21 protein-coding genes and 2 pseudogenes are annotated in these 21,330 nt (G+C 43.2%); 21 read left to right on the top strand and 2 right to left on the bottom strand.

What is annotated here, in order from left to right:
* Positions 1-149: 149 nt before the first annotated feature.
* From KKC1_RS07195 to KKC1_RS17455, 5 genes are all read left to right on the top strand, one after another.
* Positions 150-767 carry a serine dehydratase beta chain gene (locus KKC1_RS07195; RefSeq protein WP_202819985.1) on the top strand — a complete coding sequence of 206 codons (618 nt, stop codon included), beginning with the start codon at positions 150-152 and terminating at the stop codon, positions 765-767.
* A 137-nt stretch (positions 768-904) separates the two neighbouring features.
* Positions 905-1,450 carry a hypothetical protein gene (locus tag KKC1_RS07200; protein ID WP_088553800.1) on the top strand — a complete coding sequence of 182 codons (546 nt, stop codon included), beginning with the start codon at positions 905-907 and terminating at the stop codon, positions 1,448-1,450.
* 419 nt (positions 1,451-1,869) lie between these two features.
* Positions 1,870-2,115: a transposase gene (locus tag KKC1_RS07205; RefSeq protein WP_192868126.1), complete on the top strand. Its 246-nt coding sequence runs from the start codon at positions 1,870-1,872 to the stop codon at positions 2,113-2,115.
* A gap of 161 nt (positions 2,116-2,276) precedes the next feature.
* A complete protein-coding gene (locus tag KKC1_RS17450) occupies positions 2,277-2,600 on the top strand; it encodes an IS3 family transposase (RefSeq protein WP_368731560.1) in 324 nt (107 codons plus the stop codon).
* A 194-nt stretch (positions 2,601-2,794) separates the two neighbouring features.
* On the top strand, positions 2,795-3,049 hold the full coding sequence (locus KKC1_RS17455; protein ID WP_368731561.1) for an integrase core domain-containing protein: 255 nt from the start codon (positions 2,795-2,797) through the stop codon (positions 3,047-3,049).
* A gap of 1,631 nt (positions 3,050-4,680) precedes the next feature.
* On the opposite strand, the gene KKC1_RS07220 is transcribed toward KKC1_RS17455, so the two are convergent.
* Positions 4,681-5,301 (bottom strand): LexA family protein, encoded by a 621-nt coding sequence (locus tag KKC1_RS07220; protein WP_192868128.1) that lies wholly within the window; start codon positions 5,299-5,301, stop codon positions 4,681-4,683.
* A gap of 194 nt (positions 5,302-5,495) precedes the next feature.
* Between KKC1_RS07220 and KKC1_RS07225 the strand changes: the two genes are divergently transcribed.
* The 4 genes and pseudogenes from KKC1_RS07225 to KKC1_RS17460 all read left to right on the top strand — a co-directional run.
* A complete protein-coding gene (locus tag KKC1_RS07225; protein ID WP_202819986.1) occupies positions 5,496-5,717 on the top strand; it encodes a helix-turn-helix domain-containing protein in 222 nt (73 codons plus the stop codon).
* Between the two features lie 59 nt (positions 5,718-5,776).
* Positions 5,777-6,283: a hypothetical protein gene (locus tag KKC1_RS07230; protein WP_088553803.1), complete on the top strand. Its 507-nt coding sequence runs from the start codon at positions 5,777-5,779 to the stop codon at positions 6,281-6,283.
* A gap of 80 nt (positions 6,284-6,363) precedes the next feature.
* Complete coding sequence (locus tag KKC1_RS07235; protein WP_143288705.1) at positions 6,364-6,720, top strand: GNAT family N-acetyltransferase; 357 nt, start codon at positions 6,364-6,366, stop codon at positions 6,718-6,720.
* A gap of 628 nt (positions 6,721-7,348) precedes the next feature.
* Positions 7,349-7,471, top strand: a pseudogene (locus tag KKC1_RS17460) (IS3 family transposase); the annotation flags it as partial.
* Between the two features lie 458 nt (positions 7,472-7,929).
* Here KKC1_RS17460 and KKC1_RS17775 read toward each other — a convergent pair.
* Positions 7,930-9,143, bottom strand: a pseudogene (locus tag KKC1_RS17775) (IS110 family RNA-guided transposase).
* A 316-nt stretch (positions 9,144-9,459) separates the two neighbouring features.
* On the opposite strand from KKC1_RS17775, the gene KKC1_RS07245 reads away from it, so the two are divergent.
* From KKC1_RS07245 to KKC1_RS07310, 12 genes are all read left to right on the top strand, one after another.
* Positions 9,460-10,491, top strand: coding sequence for an outer membrane lipoprotein-sorting protein (locus KKC1_RS07245; protein ID WP_192868129.1), 1,032 nt, complete (start codon positions 9,460-9,462; stop codon positions 10,489-10,491).
* A gap of 296 nt (positions 10,492-10,787) precedes the next feature.
* On the top strand, positions 10,788-11,588 hold the full coding sequence (locus tag KKC1_RS07250) for an ATP-binding protein (RefSeq protein ID WP_088553806.1): 801 nt from the start codon (positions 10,788-10,790) through the stop codon (positions 11,586-11,588).
* Positions 11,589-12,109: 521 nt separating this feature from the next.
* Positions 12,110-12,427, top strand: a complete 318-nt coding sequence (locus KKC1_RS07255) for a YbjQ family protein (protein WP_202819989.1) — start codon at positions 12,110-12,112, stop codon at positions 12,425-12,427.
* 878 nt (positions 12,428-13,305) lie between these two features.
* A complete protein-coding gene (locus KKC1_RS07265) occupies positions 13,306-13,782 on the top strand; it encodes a hypothetical protein (protein WP_143288706.1) in 477 nt (158 codons plus the stop codon).
* Positions 13,783-13,811: 29 nt separating this feature from the next.
* Complete coding sequence (locus KKC1_RS07270) at positions 13,812-14,546, top strand: IS3 family transposase (protein WP_088553810.1); 735 nt, start codon at positions 13,812-13,814, stop codon at positions 14,544-14,546.
* Positions 14,547-14,562: 16 nt separating this feature from the next.
* Complete coding sequence (locus KKC1_RS17470) at positions 14,563-14,712, top strand: integrase core domain-containing protein (protein ID WP_368731559.1); 150 nt, start codon at positions 14,563-14,565, stop codon at positions 14,710-14,712.
* A 514-nt stretch (positions 14,713-15,226) separates the two neighbouring features.
* Positions 15,227-16,723 (top strand): MBL fold metallo-hydrolase, encoded by a 1,497-nt coding sequence (locus KKC1_RS07285; protein WP_202819990.1) that lies wholly within the window; start codon positions 15,227-15,229, stop codon positions 16,721-16,723.
* A gap of 144 nt (positions 16,724-16,867) precedes the next feature.
* Positions 16,868-17,560, top strand: coding sequence for a lamin tail domain-containing protein (locus tag KKC1_RS07290; RefSeq protein ID WP_088553813.1), 693 nt, complete (start codon positions 16,868-16,870; stop codon positions 17,558-17,560).
* Positions 17,561-17,574: 14 nt separating this feature from the next.
* Positions 17,575-17,772, top strand: coding sequence for a DUF3006 domain-containing protein (locus tag KKC1_RS07295; protein WP_305790386.1), 198 nt, complete (start codon positions 17,575-17,577; stop codon positions 17,770-17,772).
* 59 nt (positions 17,773-17,831) lie between these two features.
* A complete protein-coding gene (locus tag KKC1_RS17780; RefSeq protein WP_088553814.1) occupies positions 17,832-18,137 on the top strand; it encodes a hypothetical protein in 306 nt (101 codons plus the stop codon).
* A gap of 131 nt (positions 18,138-18,268) precedes the next feature.
* Positions 18,269-19,396, top strand: coding sequence for an FIST signal transduction protein (locus tag KKC1_RS07305; protein WP_088553815.1), 1,128 nt, complete (start codon positions 18,269-18,271; stop codon positions 19,394-19,396).
* A 3-nt stretch (positions 19,397-19,399) separates the two neighbouring features.
* The gene (locus KKC1_RS07310; protein WP_088553816.1) at positions 19,400-21,196 is read left to right on the top strand and encodes a diguanylate cyclase; all 1,797 of its coding nucleotides are present in this window, start codon (positions 19,400-19,402) and stop codon (positions 21,194-21,196) included.
* Positions 21,197-21,330: the final 134 nt, after the last annotated feature.

The raw sequence follows: 21,330 nt of genomic DNA on the forward strand, positions 1-21,330 counted from the left end.
AGAGTAGCAAAACCCTCAAATTCTACGAAAAAAAGAGTTTGGGGGAGTTAGAACCAAAATATTGAGATAGGAGGAATATTTGACATCATAGGGCCTGTAATGATCGGCCCGAGCAGCTCGCACACTGCCGGTGCAGTCCGTCTTGGCTTATGGCTAGGAATATTTTTGGTGAACAACCGGATAAGGTGGAAATCGTACTCCACGGCTCCTTTGCCTCCACAGGCAGGGGCCATGGTACTGACAGGGCTCTGGTGGCAGGGCTTCTGGGCTGGGCACCTGATGATACAAGGCTGCCGCAGTCCTTAAAGACTGCGGCTGAGCTTGGGATGCAGGTAGAGTTTTCTTCTGCTGACCTCGGGGAAGTACACCCCAATACCGCTTTGCTGCGGCTTGAAAAGGGAAAAAACAAGATTGAAATACTGGGGAGTTCCATTGGAGGGGGCAAGATCTTGATCACTAAAATCAATGACATCCAGGTGGAACTCTCAGGAAGTTATGCCACACTGATTGTAGCCCACCGGGACAGGCCCGGTGGGGTTGCGTCAGTAACCAGCATTGTGGCAGACCACAAGGTTAACATTTCTGCCATGCGTGTTTCCCGGCAAAGCAGGGGAGCCCGGATGATGATGATTATCGAAATGGACCAGCTCCCACCGGAAGGAATTGTTCCTGAAATTCTTAGATGCCAGTCAGTCGAACACGCCTTGTTGCTGAAGCCTATTACAGCTTTGGGTGGTGACAAAATTGGACAGAATAACCAGCATTGAACAATAACTGGAGCCTATATTATAAGAAAAATAGTTCGGATCTCTTTTCTAAAAAGTAGATTGATTTTAATAGGGCCATATTCTATTTGGCTAGGCCTATTATATTATTTGAACACAGTAATTTCTTAGCTTAAAATTTGAATCTATGGCAAGGAGTTGAACAAAAGTTTGAAACAAGAAGGAATACTATCCTAAACACTCGAATAAATGGTTATTTCAAAAAATCTCCAAAAAGGTGGTGGGGCGATATCATCTGGGAACAGACTAATACTGAAATAATTACTATATTTATTTTTGTGATTGTTTTAACGGCTATACTTGCTTGGAAAAAGTTTGAGAATTCAAGATTAAGGATTTCTTTGATAATTGTTGTGTTAGGGTTGTTTTTTGGTTTGATGGTTCGGGCACCATTAAAGCTGGTTATTACTGAAGATTACTTTCTTGTATTTTATCCTTTTAAACGTGTTATTGTACCCTGGGAGCAGTTAGAAACCCTATATATTGAAAGAGGAAATATTTTTGATAACAGTATTCGCTTTGTATTTGAAACATCAAACAAAAGAACAATAATTTTAAGCAAACGTGATTTTTTAAAATTAGAGAATGCGAAACAATTAGTTGTCCGACAGGCAGGGTTGAAATTAGACCATAAAGATGAAAGCATAGAAGTATGGAAAAAATGATTTTTTCAAGCCCAACTTATTCAAAGGTTGCTCTGTTTAACAGACCATACGCATTAAATAAAGGGGGGATTAGGAATATTAATAGGAATATTAATAGGAACAATGCTTGTTTACTTTCTTAAAAGCGGTTACCGGAACTGGAAGTCTTTACGTAGTGGGCTTTTCTTTTTTATTGCCATGTTAATTTTCTTTTCAGATGTAAAGGAGATTCCGGTTATTTACAATGTTTTTATTGGGTGGGCCTTTAGTGTGGCCTCAATTTTTCAAGCAAGTTCCTTGGGCGATGAAGCGGTCGAATCAAGTGGAGACCTAAAATTCCTTATGTTATCCCCAGTTGCCCGGGAATATCTGCTACTTGGTAGGTCACTTCTTATTTTATTTGAATACGCAACCAGCTTAGCTCTCGTAACGGTGCCATGGTGGCCCGTAAACATGAACTCAACCCAAATATGGTTAACAGATGGGTTAGAACCTATAAAGTGGTAGGAGAAAAGAACTTCCTTGATGGCAAAACCCCTTTAAAGAACCGTACCACCGCCATCTATAGCGAACAGGAATACAAGGAAATAGTCAAAGAAAACGAAAAATTAAAAAAGCTGCTCGGAGAAAAAGACCTGGAAATCGAATTTCTCCGTGATCTCTTAAAAAAACAAACCCACACTTGAAGACAAAGTAAATATTGCTCAAAAATGGATAAATCGTGGATCATGCAACTTTAGTATTACGTACTGTAGGAATAAGCCGTTCCACGTATTACTATCACCTAAAGCAAAAGGATAAACACAAAGCCCATAATAATGGTGGCAGGCCCATTCCCGGCTATTCAGTGGATATTCATGGCAACCCAGTTTCAGACGAACAAATCAAAGAATACATCATAGAACTAATCGAAGGAGAAGGTTATGCCTATGGCTACCACAAGCTGACAATCTGTTTGCGCCGAAAATACAAACTCGTAATTAACAAAAAGAAGGTTTACCGACTATGTAAAGAGTTGGACGTTTTAAAGCCACAGCGACGGGTAAAACGTAAACATCCCAGAAGAGTGGCCAGAAATCGAACCGTTACAGCCTCAAACCAGCTTTGGGAAAGGATGTCAAGTATGGCTACATATGTGGGGAAGATCGCTTTTTCTTTTTCATGGCCATAATCGACGTTTATGACAGGATGATTGTTGACTATCATATTGGCCTTTCTTGTTTGGCTCAAGACGCCATTACCACACTTAAAGGAGCGTTACTGCGTCGGCAGCTTTACTAGGCTGATAAATTGCCTGTTATTCGTACCGACAGCGGGCCACAGTTTCTGTCCGACGCGTTTGAGGCAACCTGCCGGAACCTGGGTTTGGAGCATGAACGGTTACCCTTTAAAACTCCAAACAAGAATGCTCATATAGAAGCATTTCACAGGATTTTAGAGGAAGAATGCCTGTCTTTATACGAATTTCAAAGCTACGCAGAAGCCTATCAAGTAGTTACAGAATTTATTAAGTACTATAACGATACACGAATCCACTCCAGTATTAATTATCTATCGCCAAGGGAGTTTCATAAAGCATTTATCCAAAATTCTGCAAAACGCTCAGTAATTAAGGCATAGTGTCCAAATTTAGGGGGTCAGCCCGATCAGATATGTTGTAGATATTAATTTTACAACGACATGTTTTCCTGTTCTTGTAATGAATAGAGCAGCAGCGATAGCGAGTGTAAAGTTTACGGCGCTTGTACACTTCCATAGCACACCGCACCAAGGGCATTTAATGTTGAGCTGTTTACGTTGATTTGCTTCAGGTACAAATTGAGTACGGCATTGCTTGCATCAATACTTTTGACGACCTTTATGATCGCGACCGTACTTCCACAAAAAGTTACTTGAGCACTTGGGACAAGATAAGTTAACCATCTTCGTAGAACCTCCTCTGTTTATGCCTGGGGGTGAAGCTGGTAACTTACACCAACAGCATAAACACTGGGGTTCTACGATTGCAAATATGATTTAAGTTAACAGAACTACCATTATGCGAGGGGGTGATAGTAATTAGATGAATTTCTATAACAAGAGCGAAATTTGTTAAGAAATTAAGAAAGATAAATAATATGCAATTTGCGGAAAGATGGAAAAGTATAACAAATATGGGTGACGGAAGCAATTATTTTCTATCGTAAAAAATTATTTTCTAAGATTTTCAGCCCATTTCTAAGATATTATGCCCATTTCTAAGCATGAGTGAGTAGTTTAGCTAAAATAAGAATAAAACAGCCTAAATCGTCAAATTTAACTAAATATAGAAAATGGATTATGAGTTGACTTTTAATAATCCACGCTATTGATAAAGAAAAAAATGCTCGAGTTTGTGTAGTTATAGTAAAATATAATTAATAAAGTACAATTTACCCGCAAAAAGAGGACATTATCGATAGAAAATAAAAAATCATAGAAAATAATTTCTATGGGACCCTCTTAGGTGACATATATGATTTCCTGTTATTTTATGAGTTTTTTTGAGCAAGCCTAAGAAAATACCACTAAAATCTATCGAATCATAGCACTGACGTTTATAATCGCAAAATTTATTCAAATATGGATAACAGAATGATAAGGGAATTTGCAGTCATAAAGGATAGCTGGTCTTGACATAAGCCACTAGTACATTTCTAAGATAGTTTTACAATTATTAAGTGGGTACGTTGAAGTGCCTTTTCCGTTGGGCGTGAAGCGTAGGGACGGTCGGAGAGACTCCATCCGTTAGGAAGGGGTAGTTTACATAATCCACAGCCCCCCTGAGGGGCTCTTCTTTTCCGAAGTCCTGTGCCTTACCCCCGACCGCAGTCGCTGAAGAGCTCCAGTAAACGACTTCTTTTTCGGGCAAGTCCGGTCCTTCGCCGGGGCGCTAAGGCTCCGAGTTGCATGGTCCGAGCCTCAAGCTCTACACGCTCTGGTATAGCGGTCGTTTGTAATCCTTTCTCGGGCATATTCCGCTTTGAAGTTGGTCATTGGAAGTTTTCCAATCAATTGAGGAGGAAGCAACGTTAAAACTATTTTCTAAGATTTTGACGCCCGTTTCTAAGAAATTACGCCTGGTATTTGCAAACCACTTGTATGCCCTAGCGTTGAAACTAATAGCCCTCTCCGATATAGGTGAACCAGGCGGTATATGCTCAACTAGAAGCAGAAATAGGCTGTTACAAACAGTGTTATTGACAGGTGATTCGAGGTAGTCAAATCACACACTATCTCCCGTCAAGCCTAATCTTTCCCTCAACTACTTGCCCAATAATCCTGACATCGGTTACCTTGGCAACTACAGGCTCATAAGCAGGATTTTCAGGCTTTAAGACCACCAGCATACCTTTTCGGTAAAACCTCTTAATCATAGCTTTTCCATTAACTATCACAACTCCAATTTGCCCGTTTTCCAGGGTATCCTGCTGCCTGACTAATACCAAGTCTCCATCCTGGAGACGGGCATTGATCATGCTGTCTCCTTTGACACGGACGAAGAAGTATTTTCCTCCCTGCACGTCATCTTCGGGTACACATTCATAACCGATTATATCTTCTTCAGCTAGTGTAGGGTGTCCGGCCCGAACTTCGCGGTAAATAGGGATCAGGACAAATTTTTCAGGGGGGGTCGGGTTAGGAAATTGCGATCTTTGGGTTTCCCCTGAGTACCCTAGGATATAGTCGGCGGAAACACCAAAGATTTTTACTAATTCTTGGATAATTTCATCATGAATTCGTCGCTTCCCCTTTTCCATATCATACAGGTGCTGGGGGGAAATGTTTAGCATTTTGGCTAGTTGCGGTCCTGTTAAACCCTTTTTCTGCCTTAGCTCTCTTATCCGATTCATTTGCAACATCCTTCCGCAAATAGCTGATTTTAGTTTATCATATTTAAGCAAAAATAAAACAAGCAAATAGCTTTAATAAGAATGGACAATAAAGCTATTTGTTTTATTTTGAGTCCGAGTAAAGCAAATGGCTTAAATTAGAGCTTGACAGCATAAAGCAAATAGCTTAATATATGATTGGGAGGTGAGTAAGGGTGCAGCATTTTAGTGAAATAGTTCGTGCGACAATGGCCAGAAAAAGGCTTAAAATAAGCGACTTGGCCAGGAAGACCGGCTACAGCCAGCAATACATTTCTGATTTACTTGCCGGCAACCGCCGGTGGAACGAGACAACAATTGACAAGGTATGTAAGGCTCTCAACTTGGTTGTGGAAATTAAGTCCAAGGAACATAATAACACCGGCGCGGTTGGCTGACGGATAAGGAGGGGAACCCGGCTCTTGACATAACTTTTTTGAAAAGGAGGCAGTCTACAATGGCTACTCGAAAAGAAAAATTGCCTTGGCAGCGTCGAAAGTCACGTCTTGGAGAAGGAAAAACAAAGTTGGAATACCTTGAAAAATACATAGAGGGAGAGGATGTTAAAGTTCCAGTCCGCGGGGGCCACAGTACAATACTCTCAGATCATGAGATAAGCGAATATTTCAGCTTGGAGAGGTTTCCGCTATTTGGCTTGCGATGTGATTTTCATACGTGCTGTAGACATTTAAGAAGGGAGCTTGCAGAAGATAAGGAAGCACAAGAAATAATCAGCCAGGCCACCAGCTTTCAGGAGCTTATCAAAAGTTTTATCCGGCGCCCATCCGATGTACACTCCCTACGCGGTCAGGCCTTACAAAAAGTAACTGGCTTACACCCGGTTTTCCTAGACTGGATTAGCGACCCGTATTGGGAGGATGGCCAGTTTCCCTTCAACAATTTTCCCGAAAAAGAATTCGCTATTTGGGAGAAGTACAAGAAAAGCATGAACAGCATTGATTAGTGGGGGAAAAGACGGCGGCGCGAGTTTCTATCAATATTTCACGTCGGGCCCAGTCTGCAATCAAGGGGGAGAAGTTTCTCATGAGTTGGAATATATCTAGATACATTTATGACGATTATATAATCATTAGTATTGATTTGCAAAATCCTCAAAGAAATGCTGTAGCTGAAATATCCAAACTTGGAGATTCTTGGTTTTTCAATAGATTGTTTGTGCCTCCTGAACACAGGCGTAAAGGTATTGCTAATGCATTAATGGAGGAATTGGTAAAAATCCTTGATGCTAAGTGTATTACTTTAAGAAACGAAATCAATCCATATGGTGACATGACCTATGAACAATTACTTGCGTTTTATAAAAAATTTGGATTTAAGAAAACAGAAGAAGGTTTTGTTAGATATCCAAAAACTAAAAAACAAGAGCTTAATGTAAAATAAAGTGTCTTTATAAGGATGATACGTTGTTTATGGCGTAACCAAATTGGACCAAACGGCAGCGTGCTGCCGTCGGTTTAATCAGCACATGCGAGGACTCCGGCTGTCAAGGCTTCCCTGCGGCGCCGGTTTTGAATTGAGATTCCTAGGGCTCACCGGAAACATGCTGGCTATTGAGCTCTGGCTGGCTGAAGCATAAGTGAATTTTGCTCATATAATAAATAAATCATTATCAGCAGACCATGCGTCAGTACACTGACTGGTTAGTTTCAACACATCTATAAAACTCACTTTTTTCTGGCCTTCATTTTTGAAGCGGTTAAAGCAATTATTGTATTAATAGTTTGCGTGTTTCAACAAAGGATTTGGAACTTGCCTCAACTATCGTTTCACCACAGGATAACTTCTGCCTAGAAAGCTAACCCAAGTTCTGACGATGGTAAAGCCACGGATTCATTCGGAACCATAAATTCGACTAAATTCGACAAAAATTTCCTGGCGTTTTCAGTATAATAACAGAAAAGCCAACAGTGGTTTTCTGTTTCGGGAAAAAATCTGGTCTCTAACCTGACATGTAAGGAATGCAGATCCTTGGTACAGTGGAACAATCCGGAGATTCCCATCAAAACCGGCTACCGGCAATATCTTCACCGAACATCGCAGCCTGAAGTATGGGGAAGTGTACTTGAACGAGTACAGCAATCCAAAAGAAGCTAGACGAAGAACAGGTCACTACTTGGAATTTTACAACTAACGCCGTTCTCAACAATCCTTGGACTACCGGACACCGGCAGAAGTGTACCATCAATCCAGTAACCACTCGACAAAGGAAGTGGTTTGAACAGCAAGTATGGAAAGCTATTACAAATATGGCAACTCAAATAGGTATATAATCGTCGGTGAAGGAATCTATCCTGCGAGGGATCCTGGCCCAGAGCAGAGAGAACTATTTACGGAGAAACTGTTGGCACTGGAGTGAGAACGACAAGAAATAAGCAATAATAGCTCTCGATAGAGGGCTAAGAAATGGACACTCAGGAGTTTCCAAAATACTCTCGCGTAAAAAAGACCCCTATGTCAAGAGGTAAGAGCTGAGAGATGAAATTAATTTACTTATGTCTTGATGCAAATATGCAACAAATATAGGATAAATTGGGAAATGAGTTATCTACTACCCCCTCAATTAACGAGAACAGTTTTAAAAAGTGTAAGTTATGCAGCTTGAGTATGTTTGGCTCTTGCTGCTAGAAAGCCCCTTTCATTATAGGGCTTATTGGTTTTCCATATAGCAAAAATGATCCTAACCCAAATATTTGCCAAGGCTCGTACTGCTTCATGATGTGATTTTCCCTGGGAACGCTTTTTGTCGTAGTATTCGCGAGCCCAACCAACCCACCGGACCGTCTGGTAGGCAAATTGGTGCAATGCATTGCGGAAAGGTTTAACACATGATTTTCGTCGTCTTGCAAAGCGGTATTTACCGCTTTGGTACAGTACTGGTGAGGTTCCACCCAAAGCTTGCACCACGGATGCATTCAAGTAGCGTTCCCTATCATCTCCCCACTATGCCAGCAGTCGCGGAGCCAGCCGCAAACCCGCTCCGGGCAAACTGGCGAACAACTTGCTGTCAGAGTGGAGCTTAAAAAGGCGCTGTATCTCCTTGTCATACTCTTTGATTTGCTCGAGGAGCGGTTCGAGCTGGGATATTAAAGCCAACATTAAACGGGCTTTGGCCCTGGTAACTACCGGGCTGGCCTTTAGCTGGGGAGAGTGCAATTTTTTGTATATCTCAATAGCCGTCTGATTAGGTTTTGGATGCTTGTGCTCTTTTAAGAAAGCAGCTAACTCCGGTACAGAAGCTTGTTGAGCTACTTCCAATGTGGGGTAGAGCTTTAAAAAATCCAGAGCAACAGGAAGAGTAGGTTTAGAAAAGAGTTCTAGAGCTACAGGGTAGTATTCTTTCAAGCAAGCAATTAGTCGGTTGGTTACTCGAGTAGATTCTCTAATCAAAGTATCCTGGTCACGGGTTAATATTTTAAGCGCCTGGATCAACTCAGAATCTGGTTTAAGCTGTCTGAGATGATGAACGTCTGTTCTGCCCAACTCCGCCAGGAGACGGGCATCCAACGGATCGCTTTTAGCGCCCGAGGGCTTGCGTCGCCGGTCAACAACTTTAGGGTTTACAGGATAAACTCTGAAACCTTCTTCCAGCAAAAACTGGATTAAAAGCCCGTGTTTAGTCTCTATAATACAGGCCACTGCTTCAGGTTTACCGGCAATTTGAAGAAGTTTATCCTTCAAAAACTCCGAGCCTTCACGGCTATACGGCTATGTGGGACAGTGAAGTTGGCTTTTTCTAAGCCCTGCGTATCGATAACAGCTACTTGATGGTGAGTATCAGCCCAATCAATACCAGCAAAAAACAACTTCATAACCTCCCAAAACTAAGTATAACCACTGTAGTTCGGCGGTCAGCCTTATCTAACAACGGTGCTCGAAGCACGACCCCTCTATCGACCATAACCGACTACAGCTTGATTTCGGGAAAGACAACTCTTTTTTAAGCAGTCGAACTGACCAGGAGGTGAAAGTCTTTTCCCGAAAAGATTTGATTTACTTAATTTACTACACTGGCATGAAGGGTTTTCCCTTCTGCCATAAACTACTTTAACAGATAAGGAGGTGGCAACCAGCGCTCCTTTCCACCTTGCAGAGAGTGGAGTTTCCGCGCTGGGAAATATGATGAAAAAAATGTTAACCACCGCCATCTTAATTCTGGCCGTAGTCTTAACGGGCTGTCAGGCCAATCTGCTGTCCGCCGACCAGATTGCGGCCAAAATGAAGGCGGCCAACGAAAAGATTAATAGTTACGAAAGTAAGATGGAGATGACAGTCAAGATGGGCGGTCAGACCCAGACCACAATCATAAAGCAGTGGATGAAAAGGCCCGATTTGATGCGAGTCGAAGCTGAATCGTCCGAAGACGGAAAAATACTCAGCGTTTCCGATGGCAAAAGATTGTGGACCTACATGGAAAAGAAAAATCAGGTTATGGTATTCGATGTTCCAGGCGAGATCAAGAAGCAGCAAGAAGAGATGGGTTTCCTGACTGAAATGGTCGACCGCTTCCTAAAGGAATTTGAAATCGAAGTGGTCGGGCAGGAAAAGGTAGCCGGAAGAGATTGCTACATACTCAACCTAACCCCCAAGCAGGATGCTGAATTCCCCCTGGGCAAGATCAAACTATGGGTTGATCGGGAAAGCTGGATGCCGCTCAAGCAGGAAATCAAAAATGACCAGATGCAGGTGACGATGACCTATAAGGAAATAAGATATAATGTTGACCTCGATGATAATCTCTTTAAATTCGAAGCACCCCCGGGAGTCAAAGTAAAAGAAGTTAACCTGGAGCCGAAGAAGCTGACCCTTGAAGAGGCGCGCAAAACTGCTGACTTTCAGGTTTTTGAACCAACATACCTGCCGGAAGGGGTAACCCTCCAAGACATCCGGCAGTTTGAGTTCGACCAAACAAGCCTGATGTTGAACTACCGGGCTCCCGGGGAGCAAAACCTTACGATTATGGAAAGCAAACCACGCAAGGATGAGATGGCCCAGCCGTGGGCTGAAAAAATCATGATCGGCAGTTACGAGGGCCAGGTTATAACCCGGAACAACTTTACAATACTGAGCTGGGTTCAGGACGGTACGCAAATCGTGATTACAGGTACTTATGATAAAGAAACCATGGTGAAAATCGCCGAGTCCATGAAGTAATTAGTTGCCCCTGAAAAACGGGTACTTTTGATTAAACTTTTGAGAATAAGAACTGCCTCTGTTGAAAGAAGCGTTAAGCATCTGCCCCCCTAGTGGCATAGTTCGCGCATTTCTAAACACCCGAACCCCCGAGAAGTAAATTCGTTTGCCTATTTTATGACTCTCATTAGGCGGGGCTTTTTTGGTCGGCGCAAAAGACTAGCGCCGAAAGGAGGGAATCAAGTTGAGCAAAAATACGACCCCAAAAGGATACCGGAACTTTACAGACAAAGAGGTTGAGGAGGTGAAAAAACGATTTGCCAGACTCCGCGGACAACGTGAGATTTCTTCAAAAGCATAACCCGTGTCCTTACTGCGGAGGGAATAGATTTGTTCCTACGTATCGAGGCAATATTCGATATATGAAGCCATGTGTTTGTTACCAGTCGATGGTTTTGGAACGGCGCATGACGGCAGCGGGTATCCCGCAAGAGTTTTGGGATGCGGATCTAGAACGCATTGACCCATCTATCGAAGCATTTATAGTCGATAAGGAAAATAATCGAGACATTCCAGTAGACTTACGAGTTTTTGGCCGGGAATATGTGTCTAAAATAAAGGAGCTGCGTTCAAGGGGCGGAGGGGTGTTTGTCCAAGGAAAAGTAGACTGCGGTAAGACTTATTTCGCGTGTGCCATCTTAAAGGAAGCCTTGGGTGATGGGTGGAGTGGCGCCTTTTATACTGTAGAACAGTATCTTGATGCCCTTAAAACTGCCTACGAGGATGAGCAAACTAAAATACGTTTGCGGCAACAAAGAGAAAAGGCGCAGATATGGGTCATGGACGATTTGGGGGCCGAATATTTGGGAAGCGACGATAAATGGGCACTTGCCCGGCTCGACGATTTCTTTCGATGGGCTGACTCCCAACGGCGCTTGGTCATTGTAACTACTAACATACTGTCTAAAGAAGTATTAACCGAACGATATCACCAACGCATTGTCTCTATCTTCAAAAAGTATATCAATACGTTTATAAACCATCCAACAGGTTTTCGAGCAAAGCAGGGCCAGACAACCCTGAACTTGTTTTTAAAGGATGCCAATAAATATCCATAAAAAACATCCTATCATCTATTTCTTATATAGTGAATCTTAACGCGTGAAGAATCAAATACGACTTATCAGTTTATTTGTGACACAACGTGTGTCACAAATACCCTTCAAATCCTTGTTTTATAAGGGTTTCGGCTGTATCACAACATGTATCACAAAAGGGAATTATGATGTATTCCCTAAATGTATCCGGTTCAAGAAGGACTCGAAGGCTTCACCATAACAAATCTAGCCTTTTCAAAGGGTCTTGATAAGGGGGGTTCTCCAAGAACATTAGTCTTTTGGTAAACCAATGGACCCGACGGAACTTCATAAGGATAATTTGCCCGTAAAAAACACCATTGTATCTTCCAGCGTCATACCACTCAAATGGTACTGCAACTGAACCCGCTGAGCGATGGCTTCATATTTTTTCGGGCGCAGGGTTGCCTAAACTCCGGCTGTCCGACTCGTATCAGGGGGAATAAAGAGAATTTCCAATATCAAATAGCTAAAGAAGGCCTGTTAAAAGGCTGGGAAGGGGAATGAGCAAAATGATACTGGAGACTTGTGAACTTAAACAAGATTATGAGGTATTAGGCTTGGTAAAAGGATCCAGGGTCAGGGCCGTCAATGCCCTTAACGATATGACTTCTGCTCTGAAGAACATCATTGGTGGAGAACTGGGCTCCTACAGTAAGCTTCTCAAAGAAACTAGGGATGCGGTTATGGATGATATGATTAAGGAGGCTAAAGCTTTAGGTGCCGATGCCACTATAGCTGTACGTTTTACTTCCAGTCAAGTAGCCCAAGGGTCAGCTGAGATTGTTGTTTATGGCACTGCAATAAAACTGAAGGGCTGAACCACCGCCGGTGTGGGATGAGCAGAAGGAAAAGGAGCCGTATCACTGCAGATGTTTTGGAGTCAGAGGGAAAAAATCTGCCGGGAAACGGAAAAGGCAGGGCAGATGCTTATAGAAAAGGCTTCTTATTAAGGATAAGCAAATCATTGTTGTGGATGGAAATTCTGGGAAGGTGATTATGAGAAATGATGTTACTTTCTAAAGTTGTGGAGATAGTTGCTTTAATAATAGCAATTGTTAATTTTGTATACGGGCTGCGGATGTTTTATTTATATCACCAAAATCGTAATAGAGCAGAATTTTGGCAAGGCATTCTATCATTTTGTATAGTAGTGGTTGTTCTTGTTAATTACTTCGCAGGAATATATAAATATCCTTTTTCAAACAAATAGACCCCAAAATTGGAGTATCCTTGGGAACCTGACGTAACAGCAACCTTGCTGATGAGCACCGACCCTTAAGAGCTTGGTGCGCAGCTCCTTGCTGAAGGGAGAACCTCTGTTATTTTAAAGTATTCATGCTTTTTGTTGGTCATATCGTGTCATTTTCATTTAGAAGGTTTTTAAAATTTTGGGGCATTCTTTACCTCATTAAAGTATTGATCATTGCTTTGGTGTCATTAATCTTATTAAGTATATATGATTTTACGCAAGTTTCTGGGGAAGTCTTTTTTGTTAATTAGAAGGTTGCTTCTAATAGAATTCCTAATTTAGCATTTTTAATTTACATTAGTGTAGGAACTGTATTATTTGTTAAGTGTTTCGAAGAAGATAAAATTAAAATTGCTGCTGCTTTGTTTCTACCATGTTTTTTCTGGGTGGGACTTTTATCATTCGCCAAGTATGTGGTTTGAAAATACTTACGGGAGAGCTGCTTTTATGAATTATCGTATAAAAGCCAAATCTTATATTTTTAGATTGTTTATAATTATCTTTGTAATTGCAGTTTTGAGTGCAATACTGCTAGAGGGAATTGAAGAACTGGGGTCATTTCCGAATCTATTATTGTTAATATTAGCAGTTTTAATGATGGTTTTTCCTTACAAGAATGATATATATTACGAAATTTCAGATGAAGTAATAAAATGTGAGAGAAGATTTATTTTTTATCGTAAACGATTTGAAGTACCATTATCTTCAATCATAGGGTTGAAATACAATGACACTAAAAATAACTACAATTATTATTTGAATGAACGAGCTAATGGAACTTTTCACGATTTTGTACCCGATGGTACATTTCGATATGCGCGTAACCATTGGGTGATCGAATTTAAATTTAATGACGTAAAACATTATTTGGCAATCTTGCCCGATGATAAAATGTTAAACTTAATAAAAGAAAAAATTAATTAACTGTTCTATATCAAACAAACGGTAAAAAGATGGAAATTGTCTTGGAAGGCCTAAAGGGTCAGGAAACCGTAGCCGAGCTGTGTAGAAGAGTAGGTATAAGCCAGTCGATGTATTACGAGTGGAAAGAAATTTTTTTAAACCATGGGCTCGAGGGACTGAAACATGGCAGTAAATCCGCTAGAGAAAAGGCACTTGAAGAGGAGCTCAAACGAGCTCAACGTACCATAGGGCGATTAACCCTGGAAAACGAAATTCCAAAAAAAAAACGAGGAACTCCAACAGCGCAAGAAGCTATAAGGCTGGTTGAAGAGAGCGCCGGTCGTTATCCGGTATCGGTGGTATGCGAAGTATTAGGAGTATCCCGTTCTGCTTACTACAAGGCAAAAGGCAAAGCTAACTCCGCTCCCTCAAAAAAGGCCGAAAAGAGCGATGATGCTGAACTATTAGCTCGTATCAAGGCGATATTGCGGGAAAACCCCGAGTTTGGCTACCGCAGGGTCTGGGCGCGTTTGCGCTTCGGTCCTGACCCCGTAATAATTAATCGCAAGCGTGTGCAGCGCCTAATGCGGGAGCATAACCTTCAAGCCAAGGTAAAATGGTATGAAGCACGTCGCCGTCAGCATAAGGGCAAAGTTGAGGTAAATAGCCCTGACCTCTTATGGAGAATGGATATGACCAAAATCTGGTGTGGTAACGACGGCTGGGTCTTAAACTCACTAATACCGTCTACCGTTCATCAGACGGGAATGCCGAACGATTCTTGAGGACTTTAAAGGAGAAGTGTGTTTGGCAACATCATTTGAAGAGGCCGAGAAAGTTATCTCAGCGTGGATCAAATACTACAACGAAGAGCGGATGCATTCTCGGTTAGGTTACAGATCCCCAAAGGCTTACCACCAGGAGTTCTGTCTACGTAAAAACGCCGCCTAAGGTGTTGACAAATCGAGGGTCACTACAGGATATTTGCTCAAAACGATATTTACAGATTGTGAAAAGGTATGGTAGTGTAATACCTAATCAGGAAGAAATAGAATTACAGATAAACCGGTCTGCGAAGGAAGTTGCGGCCTATTATAAAAATCCGGTTCGATGGTCCGGTAGAAACCTTAGAAACCTGCAGGAAATGGCTAAAAAAGTGGTTAAGCAGACAGCTATGACTACATTTATCCCCTTCACTCTGATTTAGCACACCCCGGGTGTAAAGTGGATGGGAGATTACATTGCCGAGGAGAACGAACAATTTTTGCTGACCACGGGTCAAGTATGAATTGTGTTGATAAGGCTCTACTTTCGGGGTACGGTAGTTACCTGCGCATTATGGACACTTTCATTGAAAAAGTACAGTTTACCGTTTGCCGAGGAACCGCTGAAAGTATCGGATGAAGCATTTAATCTAATTAGTTATGTAATACCTAAACCTTAAGGGAAAGGAGTTGTACGGCAGTTGGTTGATGCATTAGAGGTAATTATTATGTTCACTAGTGCGGTTCTTCTGTTTTTTACTGCTTACCACCTTTTACAAAGGACGGGCCGCGGCAAGAGGCTTGTCCTTTTTACTCTGGCGGCGTTTATTGTTACTATGATTGCCGCCGGTTGTGGGGTGGGCGGTTCAAACAACTTTTCAGTGGACAAGGCGGCTGTCGAACAGAGTGTTTCACCCCCTCAACAACAGGGAGAAAAGCAGATATCGGAAGTTCCCGCCTCGGAAGAAGAACAGCAGCCGGAACTTTCCCCTTCTGCTGAAAGTACAGTGCTGCAAAAACAGGAACCGGCTGAGGAAAAACCAGCCACCAGCGGTACTCTCAAAGTCCATTTCATTGACGTCGGTCAAGCTGACTCAATCCTAGTCCAGCTTCCTTCCGGTCAGAACATCCTGATTGACGGCGGAAACAACGATGACGGAAGCCTGATTGTAAACTATCTCAAGCAGGAAGGCGTCAAGAGGCTTGATCACGTTATCGGCACCCATCCCCATGAAGACCACATTGGCGGATTGGATGCCGCAATACGGAGCTTTGAGGTAGGCAAAGTATACTTTCCGAAGGTTGCTCACACCACTATAACCTTCGAAAACCTCTTGCTGGCAATTAAGGATAAAGACCTTAAAATTACCCCGGCTAAAGCCGGGGTTAAACTGGATGCCGGTCAGGGCGTAGAAGCGGTATTTGTCGCTCCCAACAGTTCCAGCTACGACGACCTGAACAACTACAGCGCAGTGCTTAAACTTACATACGGCAGCACCAGTTTCCTTTTCACCGGCGATGCCGAGGCGCAGTCCGAAGGCGAAATGCTGCGGGCTGGTTATAACCTCAGGGCCGATGTGCTTAAGGTGGGCCACCACGGCAGCAGTAGCTCTACAACGCCGGCCTTCCTCAAGGCCGTATCTCCAAAATATGCAGTCATCTCTGTGGGCAGGAACAACAAATATGGCCATCCTCACTTTGAGACCTTAGCCAAGCTTTCGGAAGCAGGAGTCCAGGTCTTCCGCACCGACCTGCAGGGGACTATTGTTGCCACCAGCGATGGGAAGACCGTTACCTTCAACAAGAAGGCCTCACCGCTTAAAGAGCGTGCGCCGGACAATTCTCACGCCGCCGATTCTTCCGCTCCCGTCACGTCGCCCGTTTCCGTTTCTTCTTCTGGCGGCGTGAAGATAGCGGGTATAGACCTGAAAGGCGAGGTGGTCACCATCAAGAACACCGGCGGTGCGGCGGTGGATATATCCGGCTGGAAGCTGGTCAGCGAGAAGGGTAATCAAACCTTCACCTTCCCGTCCAGGACGGTTATACCGGCTGGGGGGATACTGAAGGTTGTGAGCGGGCCGAATGCTCAGGCTGGTCCTAGCACGCTGGTGTGGACTAAAAGTTATATTTGGAACAACAAGGGCGACCCGGGAGCCCTTTATGATGCTCAAGGTAAGCTGGTTTCACGGTATGAATAATAGGGGGTCTAGTGCTCGTAATAGACTGGTTTCACGGTGAGATATCCCGGCTTTTATCATCATTTCCGTTTTACTACCCATATCCAACATTATGGGGACAATGCAATAGACATAGGAAATACGAGGCAAGGGCGGTGATAAACGATGATCAGGCGTATAGGCAAAAAGTTAAAAGAAGACAGCGGTTTTACGTTGGTTGAGATGATGGTTGTAGTGGTGATCCTGGGTACCCTGGCGGCGGTAGCTATCCCCAGCTTTACCGGGAAAGCGGACAAGGCCAAGCTGAACGCCGCTAAAGCCGATTTAAAAACTATTGGCACTGCGATTGAGCTGTATTATGTGAACTATAATGCTTATCCCGAAACTCTGAATGCCTTAGTAGGCGATTACATTTCTAAAATGCCTTATGATCCTTGGAATAACACACAATATAATTATGATAAAGACAACGACAAAGGCTATTATTACGTATGGGTTAAACCACCTAAAGGTGATGCGCTTTATTATCCAGATAACCCTACTTATGCCGCTGGTACCGGCGGCGTGGAGATAGCGGATATTGACCTAAAAGGCGAGGTGGTCACTATCAAGAACACCGGCGGTGCGGCGGTGGATATATCCGGCTGGAAGCTGGTCAGCGAGAAGGGTAACCAGACCTTCACCTTCCCGTCCGGGACGGTTATACCGGCCGGGGAGATACTGAAGATTGTGAGCGGGCCGAATGCTCAGGCTGGTCCTAGCACGCTGGTGTGGACTAAGAGGTATATCTGGAACAATAAGGGTGACCCAGGAGCCCTCTATGATGCTCAAGGTAAGCTGGTTTCACGGTATGAATAACAGGGGGTGGCGTAGTGCTTAAAATAGATCGGTTTGAGGGTGACATGGCGGTAATAGAGTATAACGGCAAAACTTTTGATCTGCCGCGGAGTCTTTTGCCGAAAGAGGCAAAAGAGGGCGATGTGCTTAAACTGTCGATTGAGGTCGATAAAGAGGAAACGGAAAAGCGCCGGAAGAAAATCGAAAAACTCATGGATGACTTATTTGAATGAAGTGGTCGCGGCACCTGGTTGAAGGTTAACAGTATTAACTTTATTTCAAGGAGGACTCGATGTTAGTACCAATTACTTTAGCTGACGGAATACGTGAAGATGATTCCGGCATAGAAGTATTAACATTTAAAGAACTTGGGATAATCTGGTACGATGGACAAAAAGCTTGTAGAAAAACAGAATACTTTGTTAAACAACTCAAAGAGCAAATTGCAGTTGCAGAAAGAATAGTTGAACAGTCCAAACAGGTAGTTTCAGGTAACAAAAACATTGTTGATAGGGTAGTAAGCCATTTCGATATCGAGGCAAGACCCATCAAGAAGGAGAAAACAATCTCAAAAATTCATCGTGCCGGTAAAACCTAGAAACAACCGCGGTAAAGTTATTGGTTTTGTCGGAAAATTTCAGAAAATCATTTGGCAATTTGAGTCCAAAACTTGACAAAGAACAACTAACCTATGAGTTAGATAATTTAGATTATTTGGAGGAAATAGATATGCGGGTTGGGATAGGTTACAACCAAAAATGTGATTCAGTATTGGCAGGACGGTTGGCAGCAGAGCAAGCCGTTGGGCAATCTGGAGAGCCTGCAATTACCTTTCTTTTTACTACGGAAAATTATGCTCAGGAGCTGGTATTGCAGGCCGTTAAGGAGGTTATCGGCAAGTCCAAATTGGTGGGGCTTTGTACGCCAGGAATTATTACTCGTGATGGGGTATTAGAGAAGGGTGTGGGAGTCTGTACAATTAGCGACTCTGAGATGCAGGTTGCGACGTGCTTGCAGGAAAATGTTAATCTATCTTCATGGGAAAGTGGAGAAGAAGCGGGACGAAAGTTACGCGCCAGCGGCATTGACTCCGGTACGGTATTTGTTTTTCCGGATGGATTTGCTACGAATATTTCCGACCTCATCAAAGGAATGTATAATGCTCTGGGGCCGAACTTTACCTATATCGGTGGAGGAACCGGGGATAATCTGAAATTTTTCAAGACCTATCAATTCACCGAACAGGGAGTCAGCAGTAATGCCCTTGCGGCTGCCCTTGTAAAGGGAATTAGTTTTCAAATTGGCATAGGTCACGGTTGGAAACCTGTTGGGCAACCAATGGTGATTACCAAAGCAAGTGGAAAAAAAGTTTATGAAATTGATGGGCGTCCGGCGTTTGAGGTATATTCTGAATGCTTGGGAGGCATTGACAAGGAAAGTTTCCCTTCCTACGGCATGAAATATCCCCTGGGTATACCCGCAGTGGGTGGATATTTCCTTATTCGTGACCCACTTAAAGTTGAGGAAGATAACAGTATAGTGTTTGTTACAGAAGTTCCACAAAACACCGTGGTAACGTTGATGGAGGGAACTGTCGAAAACCTCATTACAACTGCTGGAGAAGTAGCCAGTATTGCAGTAAGTGGTTTAGCATCGCCAGAGATAATATTTTTGTTTGATTGTGTTTCCCGCTATTTATTAATGGGCAAAGAATTTGAACAGGAATTGAAAGAGGTTATGAATGTCGTAGGACCAGAGGTACCTATGATAGGCATGCTTTCATTTGGTGAAGTGGGTACTTTTTCCGGAATTCCGTTTTTTCATAACAAAACTATCATTGTAGCTGTGGGGAGGTAGCTGATGTCTTTTGATACGTCAGAGCTTTTAATTTTGTATGATATCTTCTCCTTTTCCTTTCCAGCACGCGAGAAGGATTTAGTACGTGAAATAATTGAAAAATCAACCCGGCTGTTCGGAGTCCGCCGACTAGCCTTAATTACTGGTGACCGGGAGCACCGAAAGTGTTTAGGATATTGGGGTTTTCAAAGAGAATATGATGTCTGGGAAGAGATAGAAAAAGAGGGGGACAATCGTTTTTTATATTACTTGCGCAATGGAAAGTTGGGTTTATTGTATTTGGAGCAGGCGGATCCTCTTTCCAGTCGAGATAGACGTCTCTATACCATTTTTGCTCGCCGTGTTGAAGAGGTACTGAACGAACTCAAGCGAACAGAGGAATTAAAACGCTTCCGTGCCTTAATGGAGCAAATCAATGATGCCATCTTCTTGATTGATGCAAAAAACGGCAAATTTTTCGACGCTAACCAGACTGCCTGCAAATGGTTGGGCTGTAACCGGGACAAGCTTGCAAAAATGAGCGTGTTGGACATTCAATCAGATATAACTAAATCCTGGGAACAAATAATTCGAAAGGTGCGGGGAGCTAAAGAAGGCTTGACAGTAGAAGGTTGGTGCCGCCGCAAGAATGGACGCAAATTTCCGGTTTCGGTTAGCCTTCGGTTGATAGAGTTCGGTGAGGAAGAATGCATAGTAGCTGTTGCTCGCGACATCACCGAGCAAAAACAAGCCGAGGAACAAATTAAATATTTAAGTTTTCATGACAAGTTAACCAACCTTTATAACCGTGCTTACTTTGAAGCAGAAATGCACCGCCTGGAAAAAAGTCGTTCTTTTCCCGTAAGCATCATTGTCGGCGACTTGGACGGTTTAAAAATTGTCAACGATACTCTGGGGCATTATCAGGGTGATGAGCTCCTGCGACGATTTGCCAGGATAATTCGTGACCAATTTCGTTCTTCAGATGTCGTAGCGCGCATCGGTGGCGATGAATTTGCAATCATCCTGCCGCAAACAAGCCGGCAAACTGCAGAGGAGATTATTTCCCGCATCCGCAGAGTCATTGAAGAGAACAATGCTCATGAGCAATTACCATTAAGTATTTCCCTGGGTACGGCAACAGCTGAAAATCCCGGACAATCATTATGGGAAACTTTTAAAGAAGCAGACAATAGAATGTATCGGGATAAGCTGGCCCGAAGGACTGATCCTTTACGTGCTACCGTACGTATTTTAAAAGTAGCGCTTGCGGAAAAGGATTATCTTGCAAGTGGTCATGCTGAACGCTTGAAGAAGATGACCCGCCTTATGGGGGAGGCATTGGGACTATCTTCTGCTGAGTTGAGTGACCTCGGTCTTTTGGCTGAAATACACGATATCGGTAAACTGGGTGTACCTGACTACATTCTCCGTAAACCAGGTGCGCTGAGTGAGAAAGAAAAAGAAGAAATCAAAAAACATCCTGAAATAGGCTACCGCATTGCCTGTTCGAGTCCTGTACTGGTTCCCATTGCAGAGCTTATCAGGCAGCACCATGAGTGGTGGAACGGCGAGGGCTACCCTCGAGGGTTGCGCGGGGAAGAGATCAATCTTTTAAGTCGTATTTTGGCTATTGCGGATGCCTATGATGCTATGACATCAGACCGGCCTTATCGCAAAGCTTTGTCTAAAGAGGAAGCCCTGGCGGAATTAAGGAGATGCGCGGGGATACAGTTTGACCCGACCCTAGTGGGGGTTTTTGAGAAGATAATTTTGGAACAGTACGAACAAGCAGGAGTTAATAATCACTGTTTTAACTAGTTTTGTGCTGATGTCCTACGTTGTCATAGACCCCACGCCTAAAGGCGGGAAGGATAGAAAAGCAGAACAGAGCCAACTTCAGCCTCTACGTCTCAAGCTTGACCCAGGAGCAAAGGTTACAGGCGTGGCTGTAT

It is taken from the genome of Calderihabitans maritimus (assembly GCF_002207765.1).
GTDB lineage: Bacteria > Bacillota > KKC1 > Calderihabitantales > Calderihabitantaceae > Calderihabitans > Calderihabitans maritimus.

Coding starts and splice junctions, on each gene's coding strand:
- KKC1_RS07195 (WP_202819985.1), top strand. CDS start 150: ATGGCTAGGAATATTTTTGGTGAACAACCGGATAAGGTGGAAATCGTA.
- KKC1_RS07220 (WP_192868128.1), bottom strand. CDS start 5,301: ATGAATCGGATAAGAGAGCTAAGGCAGAAAAAGGGTTTAACAGGACCG.
- KKC1_RS07230 (WP_088553803.1), top strand. CDS start 5,777: ATGGCTACTCGAAAAGAAAAATTGCCTTGGCAGCGTCGAAAGTCACGT.
- KKC1_RS07235 (WP_143288705.1), top strand. CDS start 6,364: ATGAGTTGGAATATATCTAGATACATTTATGACGATTATATAATCATT.
- KKC1_RS07245 (WP_192868129.1), top strand. CDS start 9,460: ATGAAAAAAATGTTAACCACCGCCATCTTAATTCTGGCCGTAGTCTTA.
- KKC1_RS07255 (WP_202819989.1), top strand. CDS start 12,110: ATGAGCAAAATGATACTGGAGACTTGTGAACTTAAACAAGATTATGAG.
- KKC1_RS07265 (WP_143288706.1), top strand. CDS start 13,306: ATGAATTATCGTATAAAAGCCAAATCTTATATTTTTAGATTGTTTATA.
- KKC1_RS07270 (WP_088553810.1), top strand. CDS start 13,812: ATGGAAATTGTCTTGGAAGGCCTAAAGGGTCAGGAAACCGTAGCCGAG.
- KKC1_RS07290 (WP_088553813.1), top strand. CDS start 16,868: ATGATCAGGCGTATAGGCAAAAAGTTAAAAGAAGACAGCGGTTTTACG.
- KKC1_RS17780 (WP_088553814.1), top strand. CDS start 17,832: ATGTTAGTACCAATTACTTTAGCTGACGGAATACGTGAAGATGATTCC.
- KKC1_RS07305 (WP_088553815.1), top strand. CDS start 18,269: ATGCGGGTTGGGATAGGTTACAACCAAAAATGTGATTCAGTATTGGCA.
- KKC1_RS07310 (WP_088553816.1), top strand. CDS start 19,400: ATGTCTTTTGATACGTCAGAGCTTTTAATTTTGTATGATATCTTCTCC.